Raw genomic sequence first — 20881 nt, forward strand, 5'->3', positions numbered from 1 at the left:
GATGATGATACTAGCTAATAAAAGTTATACGAAGATATTAAAAGGACTAATGGTCTGTGTTTTGTTTAGTTTATCTGGCACCCTCTTCGCGCAAGAAGAGGCTGCCGATACTGATTTTTTGCAACGGGAACGACTCTTGACGACTTATTTTAAAGCAAAAGATGCTTATGCCGAACAGGACTTGCCGGCATTTAAAGCTGCGCTAACGGCTTTTCAATCGGAAATTAAGATTTTACGTCTAAAAGGACTGGTTTTCGAAGATATGGTACGCTTAAAGAAGGTTCGGGATTCGCTACGCATCAGTAGCGCAGAACTTTTGCAGGCTGACAATATCAAAGAAGCTAAGGTGTCTCTGTCTGATATGGGTTCGCAAATGTGGGCCTTGGTAGAAAAAATGAAATTCAGCGAAACTCCTGTTTATTTGCAATACTGCCCTATGGAAAAGGCATATTGGGTAAGCGATGAAAAAACCATCTTTAATCCTTTTTCTCCCGTTATTATGCCCGCTTGTGGATCGGTTGTGAACAGCCTATCAGAAGTGGATTACGTGACGGAAGCCTGTTGCCTAGAGTAATTTCGTATTTTTGTGCTTAACTTGTATGTCCGAGGCATGGCCTTTCGGAAGAAAGTAAAAGGATGTCAACTACAATTGAAGCACAATGGAACAATTTTATAGCGGGGGATAAATCTGCTTACGAGCAGATTTATCGGTCGCTGTTGCCACATTTGTATGAATATGGCATGCGTCGTACGGCGGATGAAACGCTGGTAAAAGACGTTATTCAAGATCTTTTTGTTAAACTATGGGAAAGCCGTGAAAAACTCAGCGGTATTGCCAATCCCAAACACTATTTATTAGTTGCGCTTAAAAATGGTCTCCTCAATGCCCAACTGCGTGGTGACCGACTTAGCGCAATAAGTGAAAAGGAAGAGTTTGCCCTCACCTTTAATCTCGAAAGTCAGATTATAAAGACGGAAGACGAGCGGATCAAAGCTGCAAAATTAATGCAAGCGTTGGGGCAGTTGACCGCAAAGCAGCGCGAAGTAATCTACCTTCGTTATTTTGAGGAATTAAGCTACGAAGAAATTAGCACGTTGACCAATATTTCCGTGAAGAGCCTGTATAAGCTGAACCATCGGGCGATGGAGGCGCTTAAAGAATTTTTAACACTCCCGAAAGCTGACATTATCGCGCTTTTATCCCTACTTAGATTTATATTTTCATAACATACCTACTATATTTTTTTATTTTTTTTAAAAAAACTTTTCTTTTCATGGGATAAAAAGAAAAGTTCGTTTGTCCTACAGATAACAATTCCTTAATAATGGATCAATACGATGTTTACACGACGCAGGATTTTCTGACGGATTTGGATTTTGTCAAATCGGTCAAATATCCAGACCACGCAGAAGCCCGACGTTGGGCAGCTTGGCGTGCAGCTCAGCCACCGAATGCCGCTGCTTATGACGAGGCGTTATTTTATCTGCGTGGGATATTGGGTTTAGAACGTTTGGTTCCTACCCAGCTATACGCCGATCAATTGTATATGGATATTGAAGAAGGTATCGAAAAGAGCAGACGAGATAAAAAGAGAAAGATGCGGCGGCTGTGGGTATACCGTATCAGCGCCGCAGCGGTCCTACTGTGCACGGGTCTCTTTTGGTATTTTACCTCTTTGATAACCGTAACAACGGGTAATGGCGAAATCCAAATGGTGCAACTACCAGACAGTAGCGTTGTGCAACTTAACGCAAATTCTTCTATTGTTTATCGCAGGGCGTTGATGTGGCTGGACAATCGGGAGGTACGCGTAACCGGAGAGGCGCTTTTTGATGTAAAACATATAACGACGGGCAGTTTCCTGCTATCGCCTGCGCCTGCATTTATAGCCTATTCTGGTGATATCGCTGTAGAAGTTTTAGGAACAAAATTCAATATAAAAAACAGAGATGCAAAAACCACCGTTTCGCTATTGGAAGGAAAAATTGCCCTTCGAAATGTAAACCTTCCGGACGAAGTTAAAGTATTGGAAGCAGGTGACGTAGCCACGTATGCGGAGCGTAACGTGCCGGAGATAGAAAAGAACGCCGAGGCTGTAGCGCAAGCGTCGGCCTGGGTAGAGAAAAATTTGGTTGCTACGAATCTGTCTGTAGAGGAACTGATCGACGAATTCCGTTATATCTATGGGCGAGAAATCGTGGTTACGGATACGACTTTATTAAAGACGCGAATCGATGGCCGGATATCGCTAAACACCGCGGAGAACGTGATTTACTCGCTGGCGAATATCTTACAAGCAAATATTAGGCTAGATCAAGACACGATCTACCTGGATCCTAAGAAATGAATAACTAAATAACAAGTTTTTATAATTAACCTATCATCAACGAATGAAAATGAACACAATCCAAACCAGATGGAAATGCAGGGCGTTACTGCTATGGATCGGCGTTTGCCTATGGGGCGTATCGCAACCAGCGATGGCACAGCAGCGGTTGGCACTCACTGAGGCCATCAAACACATCGAACAACGGTTTAATGCTAACCTCAGTTATGAACACAACCTGTTGCAAGGCAAGTATACGGATACCGATGCGCTAAAAGGGACACGACTGGAAGAAGTGTTGAAAAAAGTGCTTTATCCAAATCAACTGGTATTTCTCTATGTGGATGAAAAAGCGTATACGATTGTTAAACGGACAGAAGACAGCGGCCGTACGCGTACGACAACCATAGAAATTACGCATACGCAGAACCCGAATGTTATTGATCGGGTATCTGGGTCTGTTCGGTCGGCTTCGGGCAGACCGATCAGCTTTGCAAGCGTATGGGTGCAAAATACGCGTAAAGGAGCAAAGACCGATGAAAACGGTGTTTTCTTGTTGTACGACATCCAACCAGCAGACATTGTCGTGGTGTCGGCACTTGGCTACGCAGACGCCAAAATAAACGTAGCGGGACGGAAGGAATTGGTCGTAACGCTGGAAGAAGAAGAAAATTTATTGGAAGAGGTGGTGATATCCACAGGCTACCAGAAGATATCGAAAGAGCGGGCGACAGGTTCGGCAGCCGTGATTACAGCAAAAGATCTGGAGAAGGTCCCGGCCGCCAATTTGATCCCGCGGATAGAAGGAGCGGTACCAGGCTTACAGATTTCGCTACTCTCCGGTGATCGATCGTTTAATTATAATAATAATCAGTTGGCGTTGCATTCCAGCACGCGGACGATCGGAACGAATGATTACAACATGTCTGTGCGCGGAGTGGGATCGGTTGCTACCAACACGGAAAAGTCGCCATTGGTGGTTATTGATGGTGCCATTTCGACGATGGACCTGGGAACACTTAACCCGAATGACATTGAAACGATTACCGTATTGCGGGACGCGGCTGCGGCATCCATTTACGGTGTGCGTGCAGCAAATGGCGTAATTGTGGTCACAACCAAAAAAGGAAACATTACGGGAATTCCCCGCATCAATTTTTCTGTTAATAGTACGTTTTCGGGCCGACCCGATTTGGACTACCTGAAGATGATGAATAGTGGGCAGATGATTGACTACCTGGAGGAGCTGGTGGATAAAGATATCTTAACCGTAAACAACGTGGCAGATGGCGTTTACCAAAACGCAACCTATTATGGCGGTGCCGTGGCGGAAGCTGCTATCCGTTTGAAAAGCGGCGACATCACACAGCAGGAATACAATCAACTCGTTGATCCATTACGCGGACTGAACAATCGACCTGATGTTGAAAAATATATTCTGCAGCCGATGCACAGCCAGCAATATAACTTTTCCATTAGTAACGGTACGGAGAATAGCCGTTATTTCTATTCTGCGTCATACGCGAACGAAACGCCTTATACGAAAGGAGATAATGGCAAACGGTTGACCTTGAATATGAATAACACATGGGAAATATTCAATCTGGCTACGTTGAGTACAAGCATCAAGGGAAATTTTCTACGTCATCAGGAAAACGCATTGGGACTGGGTATTTATAGTACCGGATCGACGGCGCTTCTACCTTTTCAGATGTTGGCCGATGAACATGGGAATGGCCTGTCATACGATCGTTTGACCCCGGGGTATGTAAGCGGTCTCGGCCCAGCATATAAAGACTGGCGGTACAATTACCTGCAAGAGCTGGATCTTGCAGATAATCTATTAAGAAACAACAACTACTTGGCAAATATCAATCTTGATGTTCCGTTATATAAAGGCTTGAAAGCGTCGGTTATGTACGCCAACGAGCGTACATTTGGCAACAATCAGATGTACCAAGACGAACAGTCCTATTATAATCGGGACTTACTAAATCGCTTTACGCCGCTGGATCAAAACCAGAATGCGATCGGGATTACCCGCGGGGGTGTTTACACGGTTATGAATACGAATGTCAATAACTATACGCTTCGCGGACAGTTGAATTACGATCGATTGTTTCAGCAGCTGCACGAAATTACGGCCCTGGCGGGGTCGGAAATACGGCAAACCCAACTGAGCCATGGAAGCAGTACATTATATGGGTATAACCGGGAAACCGGCTTCAATACGGATGTGAGTTACAACCAGCTGTACGGGTATCCAACGCTTATGGGATGGCCTGCCGGGTTACCTGGCGCGCCTAGTTACGGAGATCGCCGTCGCCGCTTTCTCTCTTATTTCGGAAATGCGGCTTATACCTACAATGGACGGTATACGGTGTCAGGAAGCGTACGTTACGATGATTATAATAACTTTGGCTTGGATCGGAGTTTCCGGGCAACGCCCCTGTGGTCGGCGGGTGCCAAATGGAATGTCATGCGGGAAGATTTTATGCAAGGGCAGACCGCTTGGTTAAACCAGCTCAGTTTACGGGCAACTTACGGCGTCAATGGTAACATCTCACAGGATCTGCGTCCATTTACCTACATCGCCATGAATTCGGGAAATCTGAACGTGACGAACCTGCCTAGTGCGGATATTATTGCGTTGGCTAATCCGCAGCTGCGCTGGGAAAAAACGTATGTGACCAACATCGGATTAGATGTTGGCTTGTTGTCTAACCGGTTGACGGGCACGATTGATTGGTACCATAAAGATGGCCGTGACTTGTTGTACAATTTTCCGATTGCTGCCGCTTACGCAGGTACTGTAAATGCGGGGAATCTCGATCGTAACACGGCGACGATGGTTGGAAAGGGGATCGACATTGGTTTGACAGGGGTGGTGGTGCGCCAAGAGGACTGGCACGTGGATCTCACAGCAAACCTTTCCTATAATACCAACAAAATCACGGACAATCGTTTCGACCCGGAAGATATTCCCTCGTACAATTACTCGTATACCCCGATTGGTATTCGTTATATACAGGGGCGTCCAAGTGATCAAGTATTCGCGTTCCGTCATGCGGGGTTGGATGAAAATGGCCTGACGCAGGTGTATAATAAAGCGGGTGAAATCGTAGCGGTTGATGAACAGCTATCGGGCGTGGATGATTTGTTGGCGGTAGGGCGTAGGACTGCGCCGTATTTTGGTAGCCTGCGTACCAATATGCGCTATAAGAACTGGTCGGTATTTGCCTTGCTTACCTACCAGTTTGGCAATGTATTCACCAAGCCAAGTGTCGAGGCCTATATGACACCGAGCCGCGGTTTGACGATTCCAAAATTTGATTTAAGTGCGGACATAGCGGACCGTTGGCGCGAACCCGGCGATGAGGCGCGGACCATTACCCCGGCCTTGACGAACAATATTAACGGTCAATATAGCTTGCAGCGTTATACATATTCGGACATTAACGTGCTTAAGGGAGATTACATCCGCTTGCGGGAGATTTCCTTAAGCTATGCCTTGCCAAAGTCGTTCGCGAACAGCATGCGCTTAGAGCGGGTGAACGTATCGGGATCGATACGTAATTTAGGTTTGATCTGGACAGCCAACAAAGAAGGTTATGACCCCGACTTTGTCGATTTTGTGGGGCAGACAACGAATCTTCGCCCGGTTCCTTCCTATAACTTTTCTGTAAATGTTAGCTTTTAAAGAGTACAGTACCATGAAAAAAACACAGCATATTATTTTAGCTTTAGTTTCTATTCTCGCGTTGGTGGGATGTGAAAAATATGTCGATATCAAGACACAGGGGCAATTGACGCCCGGTTCGATCGAAAACTTTCGATACCTGCTCAACAGTACAACGAACTGGGAAGCGGCGCCGGCCCTGCCAGATATCGCTTCCGACGACTTGGAGATCGTTGACGGTAGTGCGCAACAACAGGCGCTGGCGAGCAATGATTATCAGGGGTATTATGCCCGCGCATACCAATGGTCTGCTGTTATTTACCCGATGGATAACCAGTATTATAAAGATGATAACTGGGCGAGGATATATAACACGGTGGTTTACGCCAATACGGTTATCGGTGAGACGCCGAATGCCAAGGACGGGACAGCAGCCGAAAAAGAGGCGCTGATAGCCGAAGCAAAAGTACACCGTGCCAGTGCCTACCTGATGTTAGTCAATACCTACGCGAAACCCTATAAAGCAGAAACGGCATCGACCGATCTAGGTGTGCCGTTGGTATTGCAGCAGACGACCGAACAATCATTAGCGCGTGCCTCGGTGCAGCAGGTCTACGATGCGATTATAGAAGACCTTTTAACGGCGATACCCGCATTGCCAACGGAACAACAATTTAGAACCTTGCCCACCAAAGCATCTGCATACGGTATATTAGCGAGAACCTACCTGTATATGAATAGGTACGCAGAGGCTAAGGAAGCTGCTGATCAGGCATTGGCTACACATAACGAACTAATTGATCTGACCGCGATTCCGGAGTTGAATGTGGATGCCTACCCGAGGCGGTTTATAAATCCGGAAATCCTGTTGACAAAAGTACCCGTCAATGGGGTTACTGCGTATTCGCCAACAGCCTTCCGTTTGAGTGACGATTTGCTGAGCCTCTTTGATGAACACGATCAACGTTACAATTTATTTACGGTGCCTGGAAGTACGATTTCATCTTGGGAAGTTTATGAGGGAAGGTATTACTATTTGGATAACGTCCTGAATGAAGGCCGGAATGTAGGACCTACCGTACCGGAGATGTTATTGATCAAGGCTGAAGCGGAAGCGAGAAGCAATCAGGCTGCCGCGGCGATGTCGCTCGTGAATCAGCTGCGCGCAAAACGAATTTTGATAGATGGCCAAGTGGAACTTCAGGCTGCGAATGCCGAGGAGGCTTTAATCCAAGTTATAGCGGAGCGCCGGCGGGAGTTTATGTTTCGGATGCTGCGCTGGTGGGATATGCGACGACTAAAGGATGAGGCGTTGTTTACAAAAACATATACCCGTACTTTTGGCGGCCAGTCGTTTACGCTTTCGCCATCAAGTAATCGGTATGTTTTTCCCATAGCGGAGTATGAAATAGATTTAAGCCCGGGTTTGCAGCCTAATCCATAAAGGCGATAACGACAGTTATGTTATTGCTAAAAAAGTATAATAGAGATGATAAATATGAGTAAGATAATCAAGAAGGTGGGGGTGTTAGTGCTAGCTATATTTTGTTTCCAAGCAGCTGCGGTCGCGCAGAAAGCAACTTTTAGTGTGATACCAAAATACCCGAAAGAAGGCGATACCATTCAATTGGTCTATGATATTCGCAATGCCCCGTGGAAGGACGCAACGTCTGTGTCGGCAAATTTGACGGGCTATCAGGACTTTCAGTGGGTCTATGACGACCTTGTTTTTGAGAAAAAGGATTCGGCTTGGATAGCATCCTACGTCGTACCTGATAAGATGAGCCTAGTCAACCTGGTGTTCCAGGCCGACACGATACGCGACCAAGGCGGCGAAATAACGTACTCTTATCTTATTTCGGGTGATGGGGGCCGTCAGGTTCCGGGTGCGAAACTGGGCTGGGGCATGTTACGTACGCCGCATATTGTTCGAGGTGTACCGTATGTGGTAGATTCGGCATCGTATAAAACGGATGAGGTATTGCTCATGTGGGTGAAATATGAGCTACAAGATTATCCGGAAAACCGCTTTAAGGTGTTGTATGCGGCGGCTAGTGCGCTCAAGCATATGGGTACGACGGATGCGCTACAGAAGTTAAACAACGAACTTGCTGCGTTGGAAGATGTGCCGGATCTAGGAGAGGAAGAATGGCTGGCGATCCTACAGGTATATGAAGGTGTGTTGCAGGATTCAGTCAAATCGGCGGAGACCATCGCGCGCATCAGAAGGGATTTTCCAGAAGGGAAATACGTCACAGATCAACAGCGTCTAGCTGATTTTAAAAAGATTCAGGAGGCAAAAACGCAGGAAGAGTGTGCACGGGCTGCGATGTATTTTGTGGATAAATACCCTTATACAGAAGCCGACGAAGCATTTAATGAGGCCCATCGCATCCGCTACGTGGATGCGTATTGGATTATTGCGGTGCATACCAGTATGGTGCGGGACCTAGAAGCTTTTAAGCGGTATATTTCAAAAGCCGAACCGTACATGGCTTTAGCAAATGTTGCCTATCGCGCCATCTATGTGCCCTTCGAGGCCCAACAGTTAATGGATGCGGCAGAAATCCTACCCTACGCACGTGTGGTTATGGATAGGCTGAACTATTATAAGGAGAATTTTGAAGGCGAAGAGTATTCCCGCCTGTATTATTCCAATGCTGCTCTTTTTGCAAAAATTTTAGTGCAGAATAAACTATACGATGAAGCTTTTGTTTATGCTGCTGCTGCCCAAAGCACTTCTTCTTACGAAGACGCGGATGTGAATGATACCTATGTACGTGTATTGGAGGGACAGGGAAAGCTGCAGGAGCTGCGTTTGGCCTTGGAAGAGAGTTATAAACGGAACCAGAGCTCAACCTATATGTTGGACTTGATGGAAAAACAGTATGAAGCACAACACCGATCGACGGCAGGATATGCGGCATACTTAAACAGTTTGAAAGACGCCGATAAAAGTGCTGCTTTAAAGGAGAAAGTACAACAAGCATTGATTGATGAGGATTTTGCAGGATTTGAACTGTATGACCAATATGGCAAGCTGGTGCGCTCGGCCGATTTACGGGGTAAGATTGTGGTGCTTGACTATTGGGCATCGTGGTGTGCTCCCTGCAAAGCGGCGTTCCCGGGCATGAAGCTCGCGGTGGAACGTTTTCAGGACGACGAGGATGTCCTTTTCTTCTTTATTGATACGCAGGAGCGTAAGGATATGAAGGAATATGTCACGAAGTATATGGAAGAAAACAACTATCCATTCACCGTTTTGCTCGATACAGACAGTAAGGCTTCGAAGGCTGCGGGTGTGAGCGCGATTCCGCACAAGATGGTTATTGGCACGGATGGTAGGTTACGTTTTTCGGAGGTGGGCTATATGGGTAGTGCTTCGGAGTTAGCCGATGAGATCACCGAAATGGTGAACGTATTAAAAGCAGAAATAAAAAAATGAACGGAATAAAATGGGCGATAACCATTGGGCTTGTCATTGTGACGAGCCTAGGTTATACACAGCAGTTTACAAGTGAAGATGTACGGTTTAATGCGCAGCGGGACACGATTACCTTCGGGGCAACGATTACGAGTCCAGAACAAGCGGGCAAGTTCCCTGCCTTGGTGCTGGTTACGGGTACGGGGGCACAGAACAGGGATTGCGAAATGGCCGGAAACCCGCTCTTTCGTCCTATTGCCGAGTATTTAAGTGCACGAGGTTATGTGGTGCTCCGGATGGACGACCGTGGGGTAGGCCAGACCACAGGTGACTATAGTATGGCAACAACAAGTGATTTTGCTCAGGATGCTTTGGAGGCGGTAACCTACCTCAAAAAGCATCCTAAGGTGGATAACAGGCGTATCGGACTACTGGGCCATAGCGAAGGGGGAGCAGCGATTGCTATTGCTGCATCGCAATCTGCTGATGTTGCATTTTTGGTTAGTCTGGCCGGTTTAGCTACCGATGGACTGGAGTCGTTATTTGTACAGAATGAAAATTTGGTGGCAAATTCGCCGATGTCCGCCGTGGACAAAAAGCGTTCAAATGAAATCAACAGGTTGATGTTTGCCGTGGCCTACCAATATGCGGATTCGGACAGCTTGGAAAACCGGTTGGAGGAAACATATGCCTACTGGAAGGAAAAAGATAGTATTTACGCCGCTTCTTTAGGAATGGAACACGATCGTTTCCGTTTCCCTATCTGGTATTATGTACAGCAGGCGACAGGCCCTTGGTATCGTTACTTCGTTCGTTATAACGCAGCGAAGGTGCTGAGCCAGGTGGATGTTCCGGTGCTGGCCATTAATGGTGATAAAGATCCTTTTGTAGACCCAGTAAATTTAACTTACTGGGAAAAATACACGCGGTCGGCAAACAAGGGGCTAGTGACAACGAAATTGTTGCCTAACGTAAACCACTTGATGCAAGCTTGTGAAACGTGCGACACGAAAGAATATGCCGATTTAAGTACGATACCCGACAGTACTTTACAGCTGATTCTGGATTGGTTGAACCGTCTTTAAGAAAAATCCAACCAGTCACTTTCGCCTTGATAGGCTACAACGAGTTCGGCGTGGTTGTGGAGTGATAGGTTCGATGCCAACTGCGCTACGTCGAGCTGCATATTATATAGGCAGTTCTTTACAAGGTCGTTTCGGAAGCCTTTCTCCTGCATGTTGATAACATATTGCATATTGACGATCCGTGCAATAATTTTACCTAGATCAACTAATTTTCGTTGAGGAAGGTTATCGCTCAATATAAATTGCAGGTTTTCCCGGAAATGTGGGGCGGACTTTTCGGTTGGGGCGAACGTCGAGAGGGATTGATAGAGCGACGATTCTTTTTGCTTTTTCATTCGTTTTAAAACGATTTCCGCAATCTGCGTGTAAAGCATTTCGTTCGATCCTTCAAAGATCTGGAATGGCCGACTATCCACGATCCCCCTACCGGCGATATGGCTAATTTTGTAACCATTTGCGCCCGAAACTTGCAGGCATAGCTGTGCTGATTCCTGCATCAAGTCGGTTACCAAAGCTTTCATGCTGTTGGCTTCAAGGCCTTCGGTCGCCAAGTTATGCTCTATACCGCTGATATCGCTGCTCCGGGCACACATGCCCGAACATAAGGTGAAAGCTGTCTGTATTCTGGAAAGTTGAAATTGTACCGAATCCAACGCCAGGAGGTTTCCCGCTCCGACCATGCGCGTGGTACAATGTTGAAGCGCTTCGTCCAACATGCGTTTAATAAAGCCCATACCCATACCAGGGAATTGTAACCGACTGCGGTGCAGGATATCCAACATCATTTTGATACCGGTACTTTCGGGTTGTAGACGCTGATCCTTGGGAACCTCGACGTTGATAACATTCATTCCATAAGGAATCATGTATAAACCCAGGTTGCTATATAAGGATTCGACCTCGATACGTTGTTTTTCGTCAGCGTTGTTGGTGACAAAAAAGTCAACATCTCGCGCAAGTTCGCCGTTTTCTAAGTCTTTTCTAGCGGCAACCAACCAATAGTCGGCCTGACCGGTCAAGCCTTGCCAGTGTTTCCGGCCGTTGATGGTATAACCTGTGTCGGTGGCCTGGTAGGAAGTCCGCATATTTAACGCATCACTGCCATAGTCCGGCTCGGTGATCATCAGGCCACCCATACGATGGCTTGCTAAAAAATCCGGAAAGATTTCTTCTTTGATGGTATTGTCGCCATATTTGGCCAGCGGTTCTAAAAATAAGGCGATATTAATGCCAAATGTTAAGGATAAAGGAAGCGATTCGTACGAAGCCGCAGAAAGGAGGCTCAAGCATTCTTTAACGATACAGCCACGGCCGCCATATTCCGTCGGAACAGCGACAGCGAGGGGATGCGTGTCCATGATGCCGCGCCACACCTCGGGAGGTAAACCCCGGTCGTGGCTCAGTTTGTTGATATCCTGTTGCTCATGAAACACCTGCTTAAGTGCTTGATTAAATCGTGCTATAAATACAGCTAGTTCTTCCTTCGCTCCTTTCATGTAACGCTTTTTATTATTTTCTTTAGTCAGCAAACCTAAATAAATTCATTTTTATATGCAATTTAATTACGCAGTATAAAATGAATTTATTTCGCTCTCCTCTGCCATTCAAGGCTTTTTTTTATAGAGGAAATATATCTGTTTTTTTTCCGAAATTACGATTTCTAGTGGTTTTTCCTAAAGTGGGCAACCTATCCCAATAAATTTCTGTATTTTCGAAAGAAGAAACTTTTTTTATAAATTTAAAACTGTTCTGGATAGGTTTTTTGTTCGAAATCTACCCTAGGTCTGGTACTTTTGTTGAATATGAATATAAAAAATAGCCTTTGCGGCATCCTGATTACGCTACTCCTGTTTAATGGCCTGAATGCCCAGTCGCAAGATGGGCTTTCAAAGCATCGAGCGGGTATTGTTTTAGAAGAGTTTTTATTCACGGAAGCAGATTTTCCGTCTTGTCACTCGGCGACTATTGTCGAGTTGCCCAATAGGGAGCTGCTCTGCACGTATTTTGGAGGCACCTATGAGCGGCATCCTGATGTGGAGATACGTTTACAGCGCAAAAAGCGGGATGGTACTTGGACAGCCCCGATATCGGTCGCGCATGGTGTTCAACCGGATGGCGAACGGTTCCCGACGTGGAATCCGGTGCTGTTCCAGCCGAAGGGTGAACCGTTAATGTTATATTACAAAGTAGGTCCCAGCCCGAAAGAATGGTGGGGTGAGTTTATCACATCAGAAGATAATGGCCATACTTGGAGTAAGCCACAAAGGCTTGCTGGCAAATTGCTAGGCCCAATCAAAAACAAGCCTATACAACTAGCCGATGGGACGATCCTGTCGGGGTCTAGCGATGAGAATGATGGCTGGAAAGCACACATCGAACGGAGCACGGATGGCGGGAAAAGCTGGACGTTTATTGGTCCGCTGAATGATGGAGAGCAAATAGGTGCAATACAACCGGCCCTGCTCACACACGCTGATGGGGGGATACAGATGCTTTGTCGTACCAGCACGAAGGGGGAGCGCATTGCGGAAACGTGGTCTCGCGACGGTGGACTTACCTGGTCGGAGATGACAAAGACGACCTTGCCTAACAACAACTCAGGTTTAGATGCTGTGACGCTCCAAGATGGAAGGCACCTGTTGATCTATAACCATGCAACGCGGGGTCAAGAAGGAATGGGACATAAGGGCCGAGGGGTGCTAAACCTGGCTGTGAGTAAGGATGGCAAGGAATGGGAAGCGGCGCTGGTGCTGGATTACTTGGATGCACCGGAAAAGCAATATTCGTATCCTTCGATTATCCAAACCTCGGACGGTTTGGTTCATATTGTATACACCTGGCATCGCGAGCGCATCAAGCACGTGGTGGTTGATCCTAATAAATTAGAGACGTTCCCTATCGAAAGTGGAGAATGGCCGCTGGAAGAAATTCCGCTTGTCGTCAGCACGGAGCAATAGCGGGATACGGGCTTGACTATACCAAAAAAAATACGACCTTTGAAAAGATGAAGGACAATCTCAGAGACATATTTTTTCAACTGCTCCGGATGGGACTTTGGGGGAAAGGCGGGTTAGCTATTGCAGCGCCGCTGTCCGATGAAGATTGGGCTGTTCTGTATCAATACGCGCTGAACCATACGGTGGAAGGAATTTTGTTTGATGCTTTTCCATTATTGGCTGAAGACCAGTTGCCGCCTCGCGCGTTGCGGATGAAATGGGCAGTTCGGGTCGATCAGATTGAACGCCATAATACACGGATGGCGCAGGTTGCTGCCGAACAATTTACAGATTTTAGCCGGCTGGGCGCAAAACCTATTCTGCTCAAGGGACAAGGTGTAGCGAGTTGTTACCCAAATCCTTTGCATCGAATATCGGGCGATATCGATTGGTATTTTGATGAAACGGATGGTTATGATAAAGTGGGTAAACGTCTTCAAGAGAAGGGTCTTCTTGTCGATTCGGCTTTGGGTTTCAGTTTAGGTTACGATTGGCAAAGGATACATATCGAACACCATCGACGCCTGTTTGATATCCGTAGCCTTTTCAAGCTACCTTATTTGAAAAAACTGGAGCAGGCTTATCGGCCGAAACAACAATCGGTTTTGATCGAAAGCCAGGCTATTACCTTGTTGGCTCCAGAACTGCAAATATTGCAGGTAAATATTCATATTCTAAAACATTTGTTGTCTTTTGGTATTGGTCTACGCCAAATTTGTGATGCTGCGGTTTTATATCATGCTTATCGGGATAGGATCGATGTAGAGCAGCTTCGTAACATGTATAAAAAGACAGGGATCATAAAATGGGTACACGTGCTACACGGTATACTCGTTAACTATCTGGGCTTGCCAAAAGCAGACTTGCCCTTTCCTTATCCGGAAAAGCTAAAAACCGATTGGATGATGGACGAAATCTGGTATTCCGGCAATTTTGGTTTTTACGATGAACGTTATTTACAGGGTGAAGTTTCTTTTGTTTCGGTCCATCCGGATGGCGCCCGTCGCTTATGGCGGGGTCTGCGCCTTTATTTTCCCTACGCTCCCCAAGAAGTGATCTTCTTTCCGATTCGGCGTGCCACCACTCGATTGAGCATGCTTATTTCTTCGCGTAAGTCTGTAGAAGAGTAAAACGCCGTACCCTGCGGCGACCTTTTCTCCTCGCTTGTTGCATCAACTACTTATCGATGTAGCACTGCAGCTACAAAAAAGTTAAATTTTTACAAACAAAACAAACAGTGTGTTTGTTCTATTTCCGTTGTCTGGGCGCATTTTATTGTCGTTTCGGGCATATTGTTTGCAATAGGGTTAGCAAAAATTTGATTTAATTCTTTGTTTGTTTTATTGCTAATATGTAGTTTTATGAAGTTTTTGTAGTTGCATAACTACAAAATTGTTATTAATTAACTGCCACACGTATGAAAAGTTACGCTGAACTATCCGCTAAGGAAGGGCTGTTTTTGATCGAAAATTCACGTTGTTCCACTAAAATTATGGGGTCTATCCGCTATGTAATCACTTTCCGTTCGGTTAATCAATAAAAAATAGTAATCAATATAATTTCAACTAAATAGTATTAATATGAAAACAATTAAAAAAATGCAGTATGTAGCGCCTACCGTGGAGGTGCTGGAAATCGAAATGGAAGAAGGTATAGCTGGTGGATCGGCGGTGCCGGGTTCAACACCGCAGGTAAACGATTTTGGTACCGGTTCAACAACGAACGGTTGGAGTGACGACAGTCAGTTTTAAACAATTAATGACGATTAAGAAATCATGAAGAAGATATATACAAACTCAATGGGGAAATTGGCGACTGGTGTATTGCTAGCGCTGGGTACAGTCTTTGCCACTGGATGTGCCAAAGACGCTAAACAAGATATTGCTGAAGATGGTGGTGAGGGTACACGAGTAGTGATTCGTGTGGCTGGCGTAAACGATGGACAGGGGTCTCCAGCTTTGAAAGGAAAAGCAGGAGGTTCGACATCTGCATCTATTGCTGAAAAAGCAGAGCTAATCGAAAGCGACGGTTTTGACGTTTTCGTTTCTCAATCAAATAAAATTGATAAGAGTGCAAACCTTGTGGCTAAACGTGCTAACTCTTTTGCCTCTGGTGCTTTACGTAGTGATGCAATGGATGATGGATTTAGCTATAGACTATTTTTATATGAGAGTGGTAGCATAGCAGCATCAGAACTTTTTATGTCGGGAACGCCAGGGTCCATTGCTGTTGAAAAAGGTAAGTCATATACTTGGTTCGCGCTCTCTTATAACTCAACCGATGAAGTGCCTGTTGCAGATGGAAGTAATATGGTGGATCTCGTTGCTGGACAAGATGTGCTCTATGCTTCAGGCGAGTTCGAGGTGGCAAACAGTGATGGTGACGTTGTGGTGCCGTTGAGTATTACATTTGACCATAAGTTGTCACGCGTTGCGATTGAGTTGAACACCATGGGGATGTTTGCGCCGATTAATTCCGCTAACGTAACTGTAAAAGGACTGAATCTAATCCCAGATGCGATCAATATCACAACAGGGGAGTTTGTTGGAGATACAGAACAAAATGTAACGATAAGCTTCAATGATTTCCAACCTTTAAATGCGGAAGGTGACCGTTTAATCTATAACGGCTATTATGGTGGAAATGCGTCTGAGAATATCACGGTAGAGGTATCTAATTTGGTAATCGATTTGGACGAGAGCGCTGGTGAGAATGCAACAAGAAATTTTGGAAGTAGTAAATTAACACAGCAATTCGCGGTACAACCAGGAATGAACCAGAGTGTTGTGTTAGGTTTTGTAGAGTCGCCTTTGACTTATGGTGGCGTTCAATGGTCGAGATCGCCTCTGTATTATACGGGTAATAGATCTGCGACATCAGTAGCACAACTGTCACACAACCCTTACCGTTTCTATCATGCAAACCCTGCGTTGACCGCGAGTAATCCAGAAGCATATTTTTCTTATGGAGGTGCTATTCCAGGTAGGTTAGCTAGACAAACTAATCCGCAGGATCCTTGTGCTTTGGTGTACCCAGCCGGTCTTTGGAAAACTCCGAGCAGCGGAAATCTGAGTGCGATTAAATCAAACGGTCTAACCGGTCTTTTAGAGGCGCTAAACCTAAATGTAGCTGGAACGTTAGATGCTCTTGTACCTGTTTTAGCCACTTTAGCCGCTAATGTTTCAGGGGCTACAGCAGTGACGGGTCCGAATGCACAGCAATTTACACCAAGCGCAGGTGTAAATCCAGCCTATGCAGCAACGCCGCGAGCAAATACGCTAAGATTCAATTATAATGGTATGATGAAGGAGGTCAGCGCAGTTGAGGGTCTGGTTGAGCTTAGCTTGGGTAATACAGCCGGAAGATATGCGGCTTTTTGGACCAATGACCGTGCGTTGGGCTTACCGCTAGATATCGCCAATCTTGGTGTAATGCACTACTTAGGGCATACACATAGTGGAGTTTTAGTTCTCAATCCAGGTCCTAAAGCTTATCAAGCTACTAACCTTTTGTCTGTTGACCTAGTGGGCATAGACGTTCTAAAATCTTCTTTGATGAACGTACGCTGTGTTCGGGATGCAAGCTGGAATCCTGCTGCCATCGGGTACAATCCTACTCCAGATTACTCGGTAATATTCAATTAATATATTACAATATCAAGCAATTTAAAAGCCACCCGCAAGGGTGGCTTTTCTTGTTATTTCTGCGAGAAGTTTCCGTTAAATTATAGTACCATTCATGAAATATCTTCAGTATTTCCTTGTCTCTGTAGGTGTCAATCCGTATTTTTGTGCAAAATTATAGCAGATAATTTACAACATATTATTAATTAACCTACAAGACAAATCAATCATATCATATACCATGAAAACAACCAATAAAATGCAGTATGTAGCACGAACTCTTGACGTGTGCGAGATCGAGCTGGAACAAGGGATTGCGGCCGGATCGGCGACGCCGAGCACAACTCCGCAAATTAACGATTATGGAAATGGATCTTCCGTTTCTACAACTTGGAGTGATGACCAATTTTAGATAGTTAAGTAGGCGAATTTTAAGATGATAAAAAAACTACATATGAGTCTATTGACTAAGTTGACAGTTGGCGTGTTACTGGCATGGGGAATCATCTTTGTAACGGGGTGTGCCAAAGATGCAAAACAGAATATTACGGAAGATACAGGGGAAGGTACGCGTGTGGTTATCCGGGTAGAAGGTATTAATAATGGACAAGGCGAGCCTGCGCTGAAAGGAAAGGTTGGCGGATCAACTGCCTCTTCGGCGGCGGCGACGGCATCTTTTGTGGAAGCGGAAGGGTTTGATGTGTTTGTCTCGCAACAACAAACGATCGAAAAGTACCCGAAACGGAAAGCAGCGCGTACTGCGAGTGCTTCATCAGCTGGAGCGCTAAGAGGCGCAGCGATGGAGGAAGGGATTAGCTATCGTGTGTTTTTGTATGAAAATGGTGCCTTGGCTGCATCAGCGCTTTTGACTTCTGGAACACAAGGCAGTATTGCGGTTGAAAAGGGCAAAACATATCAGTGGGCTGCGCTTTCTTATAATTCGATAGATGAGGTTCCTGCTGCGGACGGAGATAATTTAGTACAATTACTTGATGGGCAGGATGTGCTGTATGCTTCGGGGAACTTTACGGTGGCAAATGACGACGGCGACGTGGCGGTGCCTTTAAATATTACCTTTGATCATCGACTGTCGCGTGTAGCCATCGAGTTGAACACGATGGGTATGTTTGCTCCGATCATTTCTGCTAATGTTAAGGTTACAGGGCTTAACTTGGCGCCGGAAGCGATTGATATTAAAACCGGTGACCTCGTTGGAGATACTCAGCAAGAGGCAACCATAGCCTTCGGCGATTTTAGCCCGATTAATGATGAAGGCGACCGTATGGTTGCTTATGCTTATGTGGGAGGACGTGCTTCGGAGAAAATGACCGTTTCCGTTTCGAATTTGGTGGTCAGGTTGGTAAACAATACACCGCGGAGTTTTGGAGACGTAACACTGACACAAGAATTCCTGCCGCAGCCCGGAATGAACCAAAGTGTGGTATTGGGATTTATTGAATCGCCTTTATGGAAGGGCGGTGTGGCTTGGGCACGAGCAAACTTATATTATCAGGAAGGGCATAACCCTTATCGTTTCCATCACTTGAATGCGCAAGAACCCACATTCAACGGCTATTTTTCATTCGGAGGGCATATCCCTGGAAGATGGGCCGACGCGGACAATCCGATTGATCCTTGTTCGTTGGTTTACCCGGCCGGCCGTTGGAAGCAGCCTAGTCTTGCGGATATCGATCATCTAACGGGAGGATGGGGCATGATGGGATATCTTTTTACGATGCCGGCTGCCGTGGAGGCCCCTGGTGCGATTCAGGGATTCGGGTACATCGAGTATCAGGCTGATGCTGGCGTGAGCAGTGCCTACGGAACTCCTAGTTCGGCAACCAATAGACTGCGGTTCAATTTTAATGGTGCGGGTAGACCAGTGAATCTGATCAGCAATGGGTATCAAGCCGTGAACTTGGAAGGTTCTTATTTGCTAAACGCAAGCGTTTGGACGAGCGAAGCGGATATGGATTTGCTAGGGCTTTCCGGGCTTGCTGCCTGGAGTTATGAAGCTGGCAATAGACAATTGTCGCTTGGCACGGATCCGGTGCGTCCGGTTGCTAATAATACCGCCGGGTTGCTTAACAATGTCAATATTGTGGACGAGGGTATCATTTCTTCTATGCTTAGAAATGTGCGCTGTGTACGCGATGGTGCCTGGGATCCTGACGCTCCTGGTTACGATCCTTATCCGGTTTTTCCTAACTGATAGGGGGTGCGGTGCATAAAATTGTTTTATAGGGAGATAGGCCATCCGCAGGGGTGGCTTTTTTGTTTGCGTAATTACACATAAAGTGCTAACTTAACCGACAAATCACCAAGTTATGAATTTAGTATTGCTACATAGAGGGAAGCTATATTGGGCAATAGCCATTCTATTGATCGGAATCTCCTGTGGCAGCCCACGGGAAGGGCAGTCTGTGAACAACAATAGCACAAACCCGGATAACGCGGTTATGGCTTCTATCCCTGCCAAGCGTTTGCTTAGTTATTGGGATAACTTTGATTTTAAGGCCAAGATGCACGTGACTAATCCGGAAGAGGCAGAACAGAAATTAGTAGACTTTATCGCGCTGTTTCCGAGCGTACCCGATACCGTTGTACAGGTCAGCGTGCACGACATGCTAAAAAAGGCTTCCGTAGAACCGAGTATCTTTGCGTATTTTCTGGATAAATATACCCACTATCTGTACGATCCCAATTCGCCGATGCGAAATGAAGATTATTATGCACACACACTAACATACCTTGCGTCAGATACGACCTTGTCACAGGATGAAAGGAGTAAATATACCACTTTGCTGGAGCTTGTACGGAAGAATCAGGTTGGAACGGTTGCGACCGATTTCGCGTATTTAGCTAAAGATGGGAAATATCGAAATATGCACGAGGGTACGAGACCGTACAAAATGCTTGTTTTTTACGACCCGACGTGCACGCACTGTGCAGCTATTATGCAGGATCTCGCGAAAACACCTGCAGTAAATAATTGTATAACGAACGGATTTTTAGATATTGTATCGGTAAGTTTGCATCCGGACAAGGATAGCTGGATAGGTTATCAACAGCGTATACCAGATAACTGGACCAATGGCTGGGATGATAAGGGGAGTGTCATCAACGAGGGTCTGTACAATATACGTGCTTATCCGACCATCTTTTTGCTCGATGAAGCAAATACGGTGTTGCTGAAAGATGCGCCGCTCGATGTCACCCTACGCTATTTGGTGAATTTGGTTTCTCGTGGTTAATCATCAGTACGAACGAATGGATCTGAACGATAGGCAATTTCTCCGAGTGGAGAACGAAGATTTTTTTAGTATAGTACGACAACGACTCGATGTAGGCGACCGGGTGCGGATTCCGGTAGTGGGTAAGAGTATGGAGCCTTTTCTGCTAGAAAGGGACGAGGTGTTGTTAAAAACGGCAAATACAGCGGAGATTGCTATCGGTGATATTGTATTGGCACAATGGGGGCAGAAGTACATGTTGCACCGGGTGGTGCGAAAAAAAGGGGCATCGGTATGGCTCGCTGGAGATAACAACCTAGTGCAGCTGGAGCGAATCGTTACGGAAGATATCGTGGCGATATTGGTGGAGGCAAGGCGCGATGGAAGACGACTGCTTGTTTCGGGGCTGTTTTCCAAAATGCTGGGCATGTGCTGGTATTACTTACGCTTGCCAAGACGTGTTGTTGTAGCAATTAGACGGAGAATTACGAATAAGAGAATTGGAGCATAAACT

Annotated in this window: 16 protein-coding genes; 15 read left to right on the forward strand and 1 reads right to left on the reverse strand. The window is 45.9% G+C overall.

Going from position 1 to position 20881, the window contains the following annotated elements:
• Position 1 precedes the first annotated feature (1 nt).
• The 7 genes from C5749_RS17145 (at position 2) to C5749_RS17175 (ending at position 10515) form a co-directional block, all read left to right on the forward strand.
• Positions 2-574 carry a DUF3347 domain-containing protein gene (locus tag C5749_RS17145; protein ID WP_105727461.1) on the forward strand — a complete coding sequence of 191 codons (573 nt, stop codon included), beginning with the start codon at positions 2-4 and terminating at the stop codon, positions 572-574.
• A gap of 62 nt (positions 575-636) precedes the next feature.
• A complete protein-coding gene (locus C5749_RS17150) occupies positions 637-1227 on the forward strand; it encodes an RNA polymerase sigma factor (RefSeq protein ID WP_105727462.1) in 591 nt (196 codons plus the stop codon).
• Between the two features lie 98 nt (positions 1228-1325).
• Positions 1326-2348 (forward strand): FecR family protein, encoded by a 1023-nt coding sequence (locus C5749_RS17155; protein ID WP_105727463.1) that lies wholly within the window; start codon positions 1326-1328, stop codon positions 2346-2348.
• 49 nt (positions 2349-2397) lie between these two features.
• Positions 2398-6027: a SusC/RagA family TonB-linked outer membrane protein gene (locus tag C5749_RS17160; protein WP_181151506.1), complete on the forward strand. Its 3630-nt coding sequence runs from the start codon at positions 2398-2400 to the stop codon at positions 6025-6027.
• 13 nt (positions 6028-6040) lie between these two features.
• Positions 6041-7450, forward strand: a complete 1410-nt coding sequence (locus C5749_RS17165) for a RagB/SusD family nutrient uptake outer membrane protein (RefSeq protein ID WP_105727535.1) — start codon at positions 6041-6043, stop codon at positions 7448-7450.
• Positions 7451-7504: 54 nt separating this feature from the next.
• Positions 7505-9451 (forward strand): peroxiredoxin family protein, encoded by a 1947-nt coding sequence (locus C5749_RS17170; protein WP_181151507.1) that lies wholly within the window; start codon positions 7505-7507, stop codon positions 9449-9451.
• A complete protein-coding gene (locus tag C5749_RS17175; protein WP_105727466.1) occupies positions 9448-10515 on the forward strand; it encodes an alpha/beta hydrolase in 1068 nt (355 codons plus the stop codon). The genes C5749_RS17170 and C5749_RS17175 overlap by 4 nt, the downstream gene beginning before the upstream one ends.
• Here C5749_RS17175 and C5749_RS17180 read toward each other — a convergent pair.
• The gene (locus C5749_RS17180; protein WP_105727467.1) at positions 10512-12011 is read right to left on the reverse strand and encodes an acyl-CoA dehydrogenase family protein; all 1500 of its coding nucleotides are present in this window, start codon (positions 12009-12011) and stop codon (positions 10512-10514) included. The genes C5749_RS17175 and C5749_RS17180 overlap by 4 nt on opposite strands.
• 306 nt (positions 12012-12317) lie before the next feature.
• Between C5749_RS17180 and C5749_RS17185 the strand changes: the two genes are divergently transcribed.
• From C5749_RS17185 to C5749_RS17210, 8 genes are all read left to right on the forward strand, one after another.
• The gene (locus C5749_RS17185) at positions 12318-13472 is read left to right on the forward strand and encodes a sialidase family protein (RefSeq protein ID WP_105727468.1); all 1155 of its coding nucleotides are present in this window, start codon (positions 12318-12320) and stop codon (positions 13470-13472) included.
• Positions 13427-14641, forward strand: a complete 1215-nt coding sequence (locus tag C5749_RS17190; protein ID WP_105727469.1) for a nucleotidyltransferase domain-containing protein — start codon at positions 13427-13429, stop codon at positions 14639-14641. Before C5749_RS17185 ends, C5749_RS17190 begins: the two co-directional genes overlap by 46 nt.
• A gap of 450 nt (positions 14642-15091) precedes the next feature.
• Positions 15092-15262 (forward strand): hypothetical protein, encoded by a 171-nt coding sequence (locus C5749_RS19690; protein WP_181151508.1) that lies wholly within the window; start codon positions 15092-15094, stop codon positions 15260-15262.
• 24 nt (positions 15263-15286) lie between these two features.
• Positions 15287-17155: a hypothetical protein gene (locus C5749_RS17195; RefSeq protein WP_105727470.1), complete on the forward strand. Its 1869-nt coding sequence runs from the start codon at positions 15287-15289 to the stop codon at positions 17153-17155.
• A 220-nt stretch (positions 17156-17375) separates the two neighbouring features.
• On the forward strand, positions 17376-17546 hold the full coding sequence (locus tag C5749_RS19695) for a hypothetical protein (protein WP_181151509.1): 171 nt from the start codon (positions 17376-17378) through the stop codon (positions 17544-17546).
• A gap of 42 nt (positions 17547-17588) precedes the next feature.
• Positions 17589-19346 carry a hypothetical protein gene (locus tag C5749_RS17200; RefSeq protein ID WP_181151510.1) on the forward strand — a complete coding sequence of 586 codons (1758 nt, stop codon included), beginning with the start codon at positions 17589-17591 and terminating at the stop codon, positions 19344-19346.
• 115 nt (positions 19347-19461) lie between these two features.
• Positions 19462-20388, forward strand: a complete 927-nt coding sequence (locus tag C5749_RS17205) for a DUF5106 domain-containing protein (protein ID WP_105727472.1) — start codon at positions 19462-19464, stop codon at positions 20386-20388.
• 16 nt (positions 20389-20404) lie between these two features.
• Positions 20405-20878 (forward strand): S24 family peptidase, encoded by a 474-nt coding sequence (locus C5749_RS17210; RefSeq protein WP_105727473.1) that lies wholly within the window; start codon positions 20405-20407, stop codon positions 20876-20878.
• Positions 20879-20881: the final 3 nt, after the last annotated feature.

Origin of the sequence: Sphingobacterium gobiense (assembly GCF_002980575.1) — a bacterium.
Taxonomy (GTDB): Bacteria; Bacteroidota; Bacteroidia; order Sphingobacteriales; family Sphingobacteriaceae; genus Sphingobacterium; species Sphingobacterium gobiense.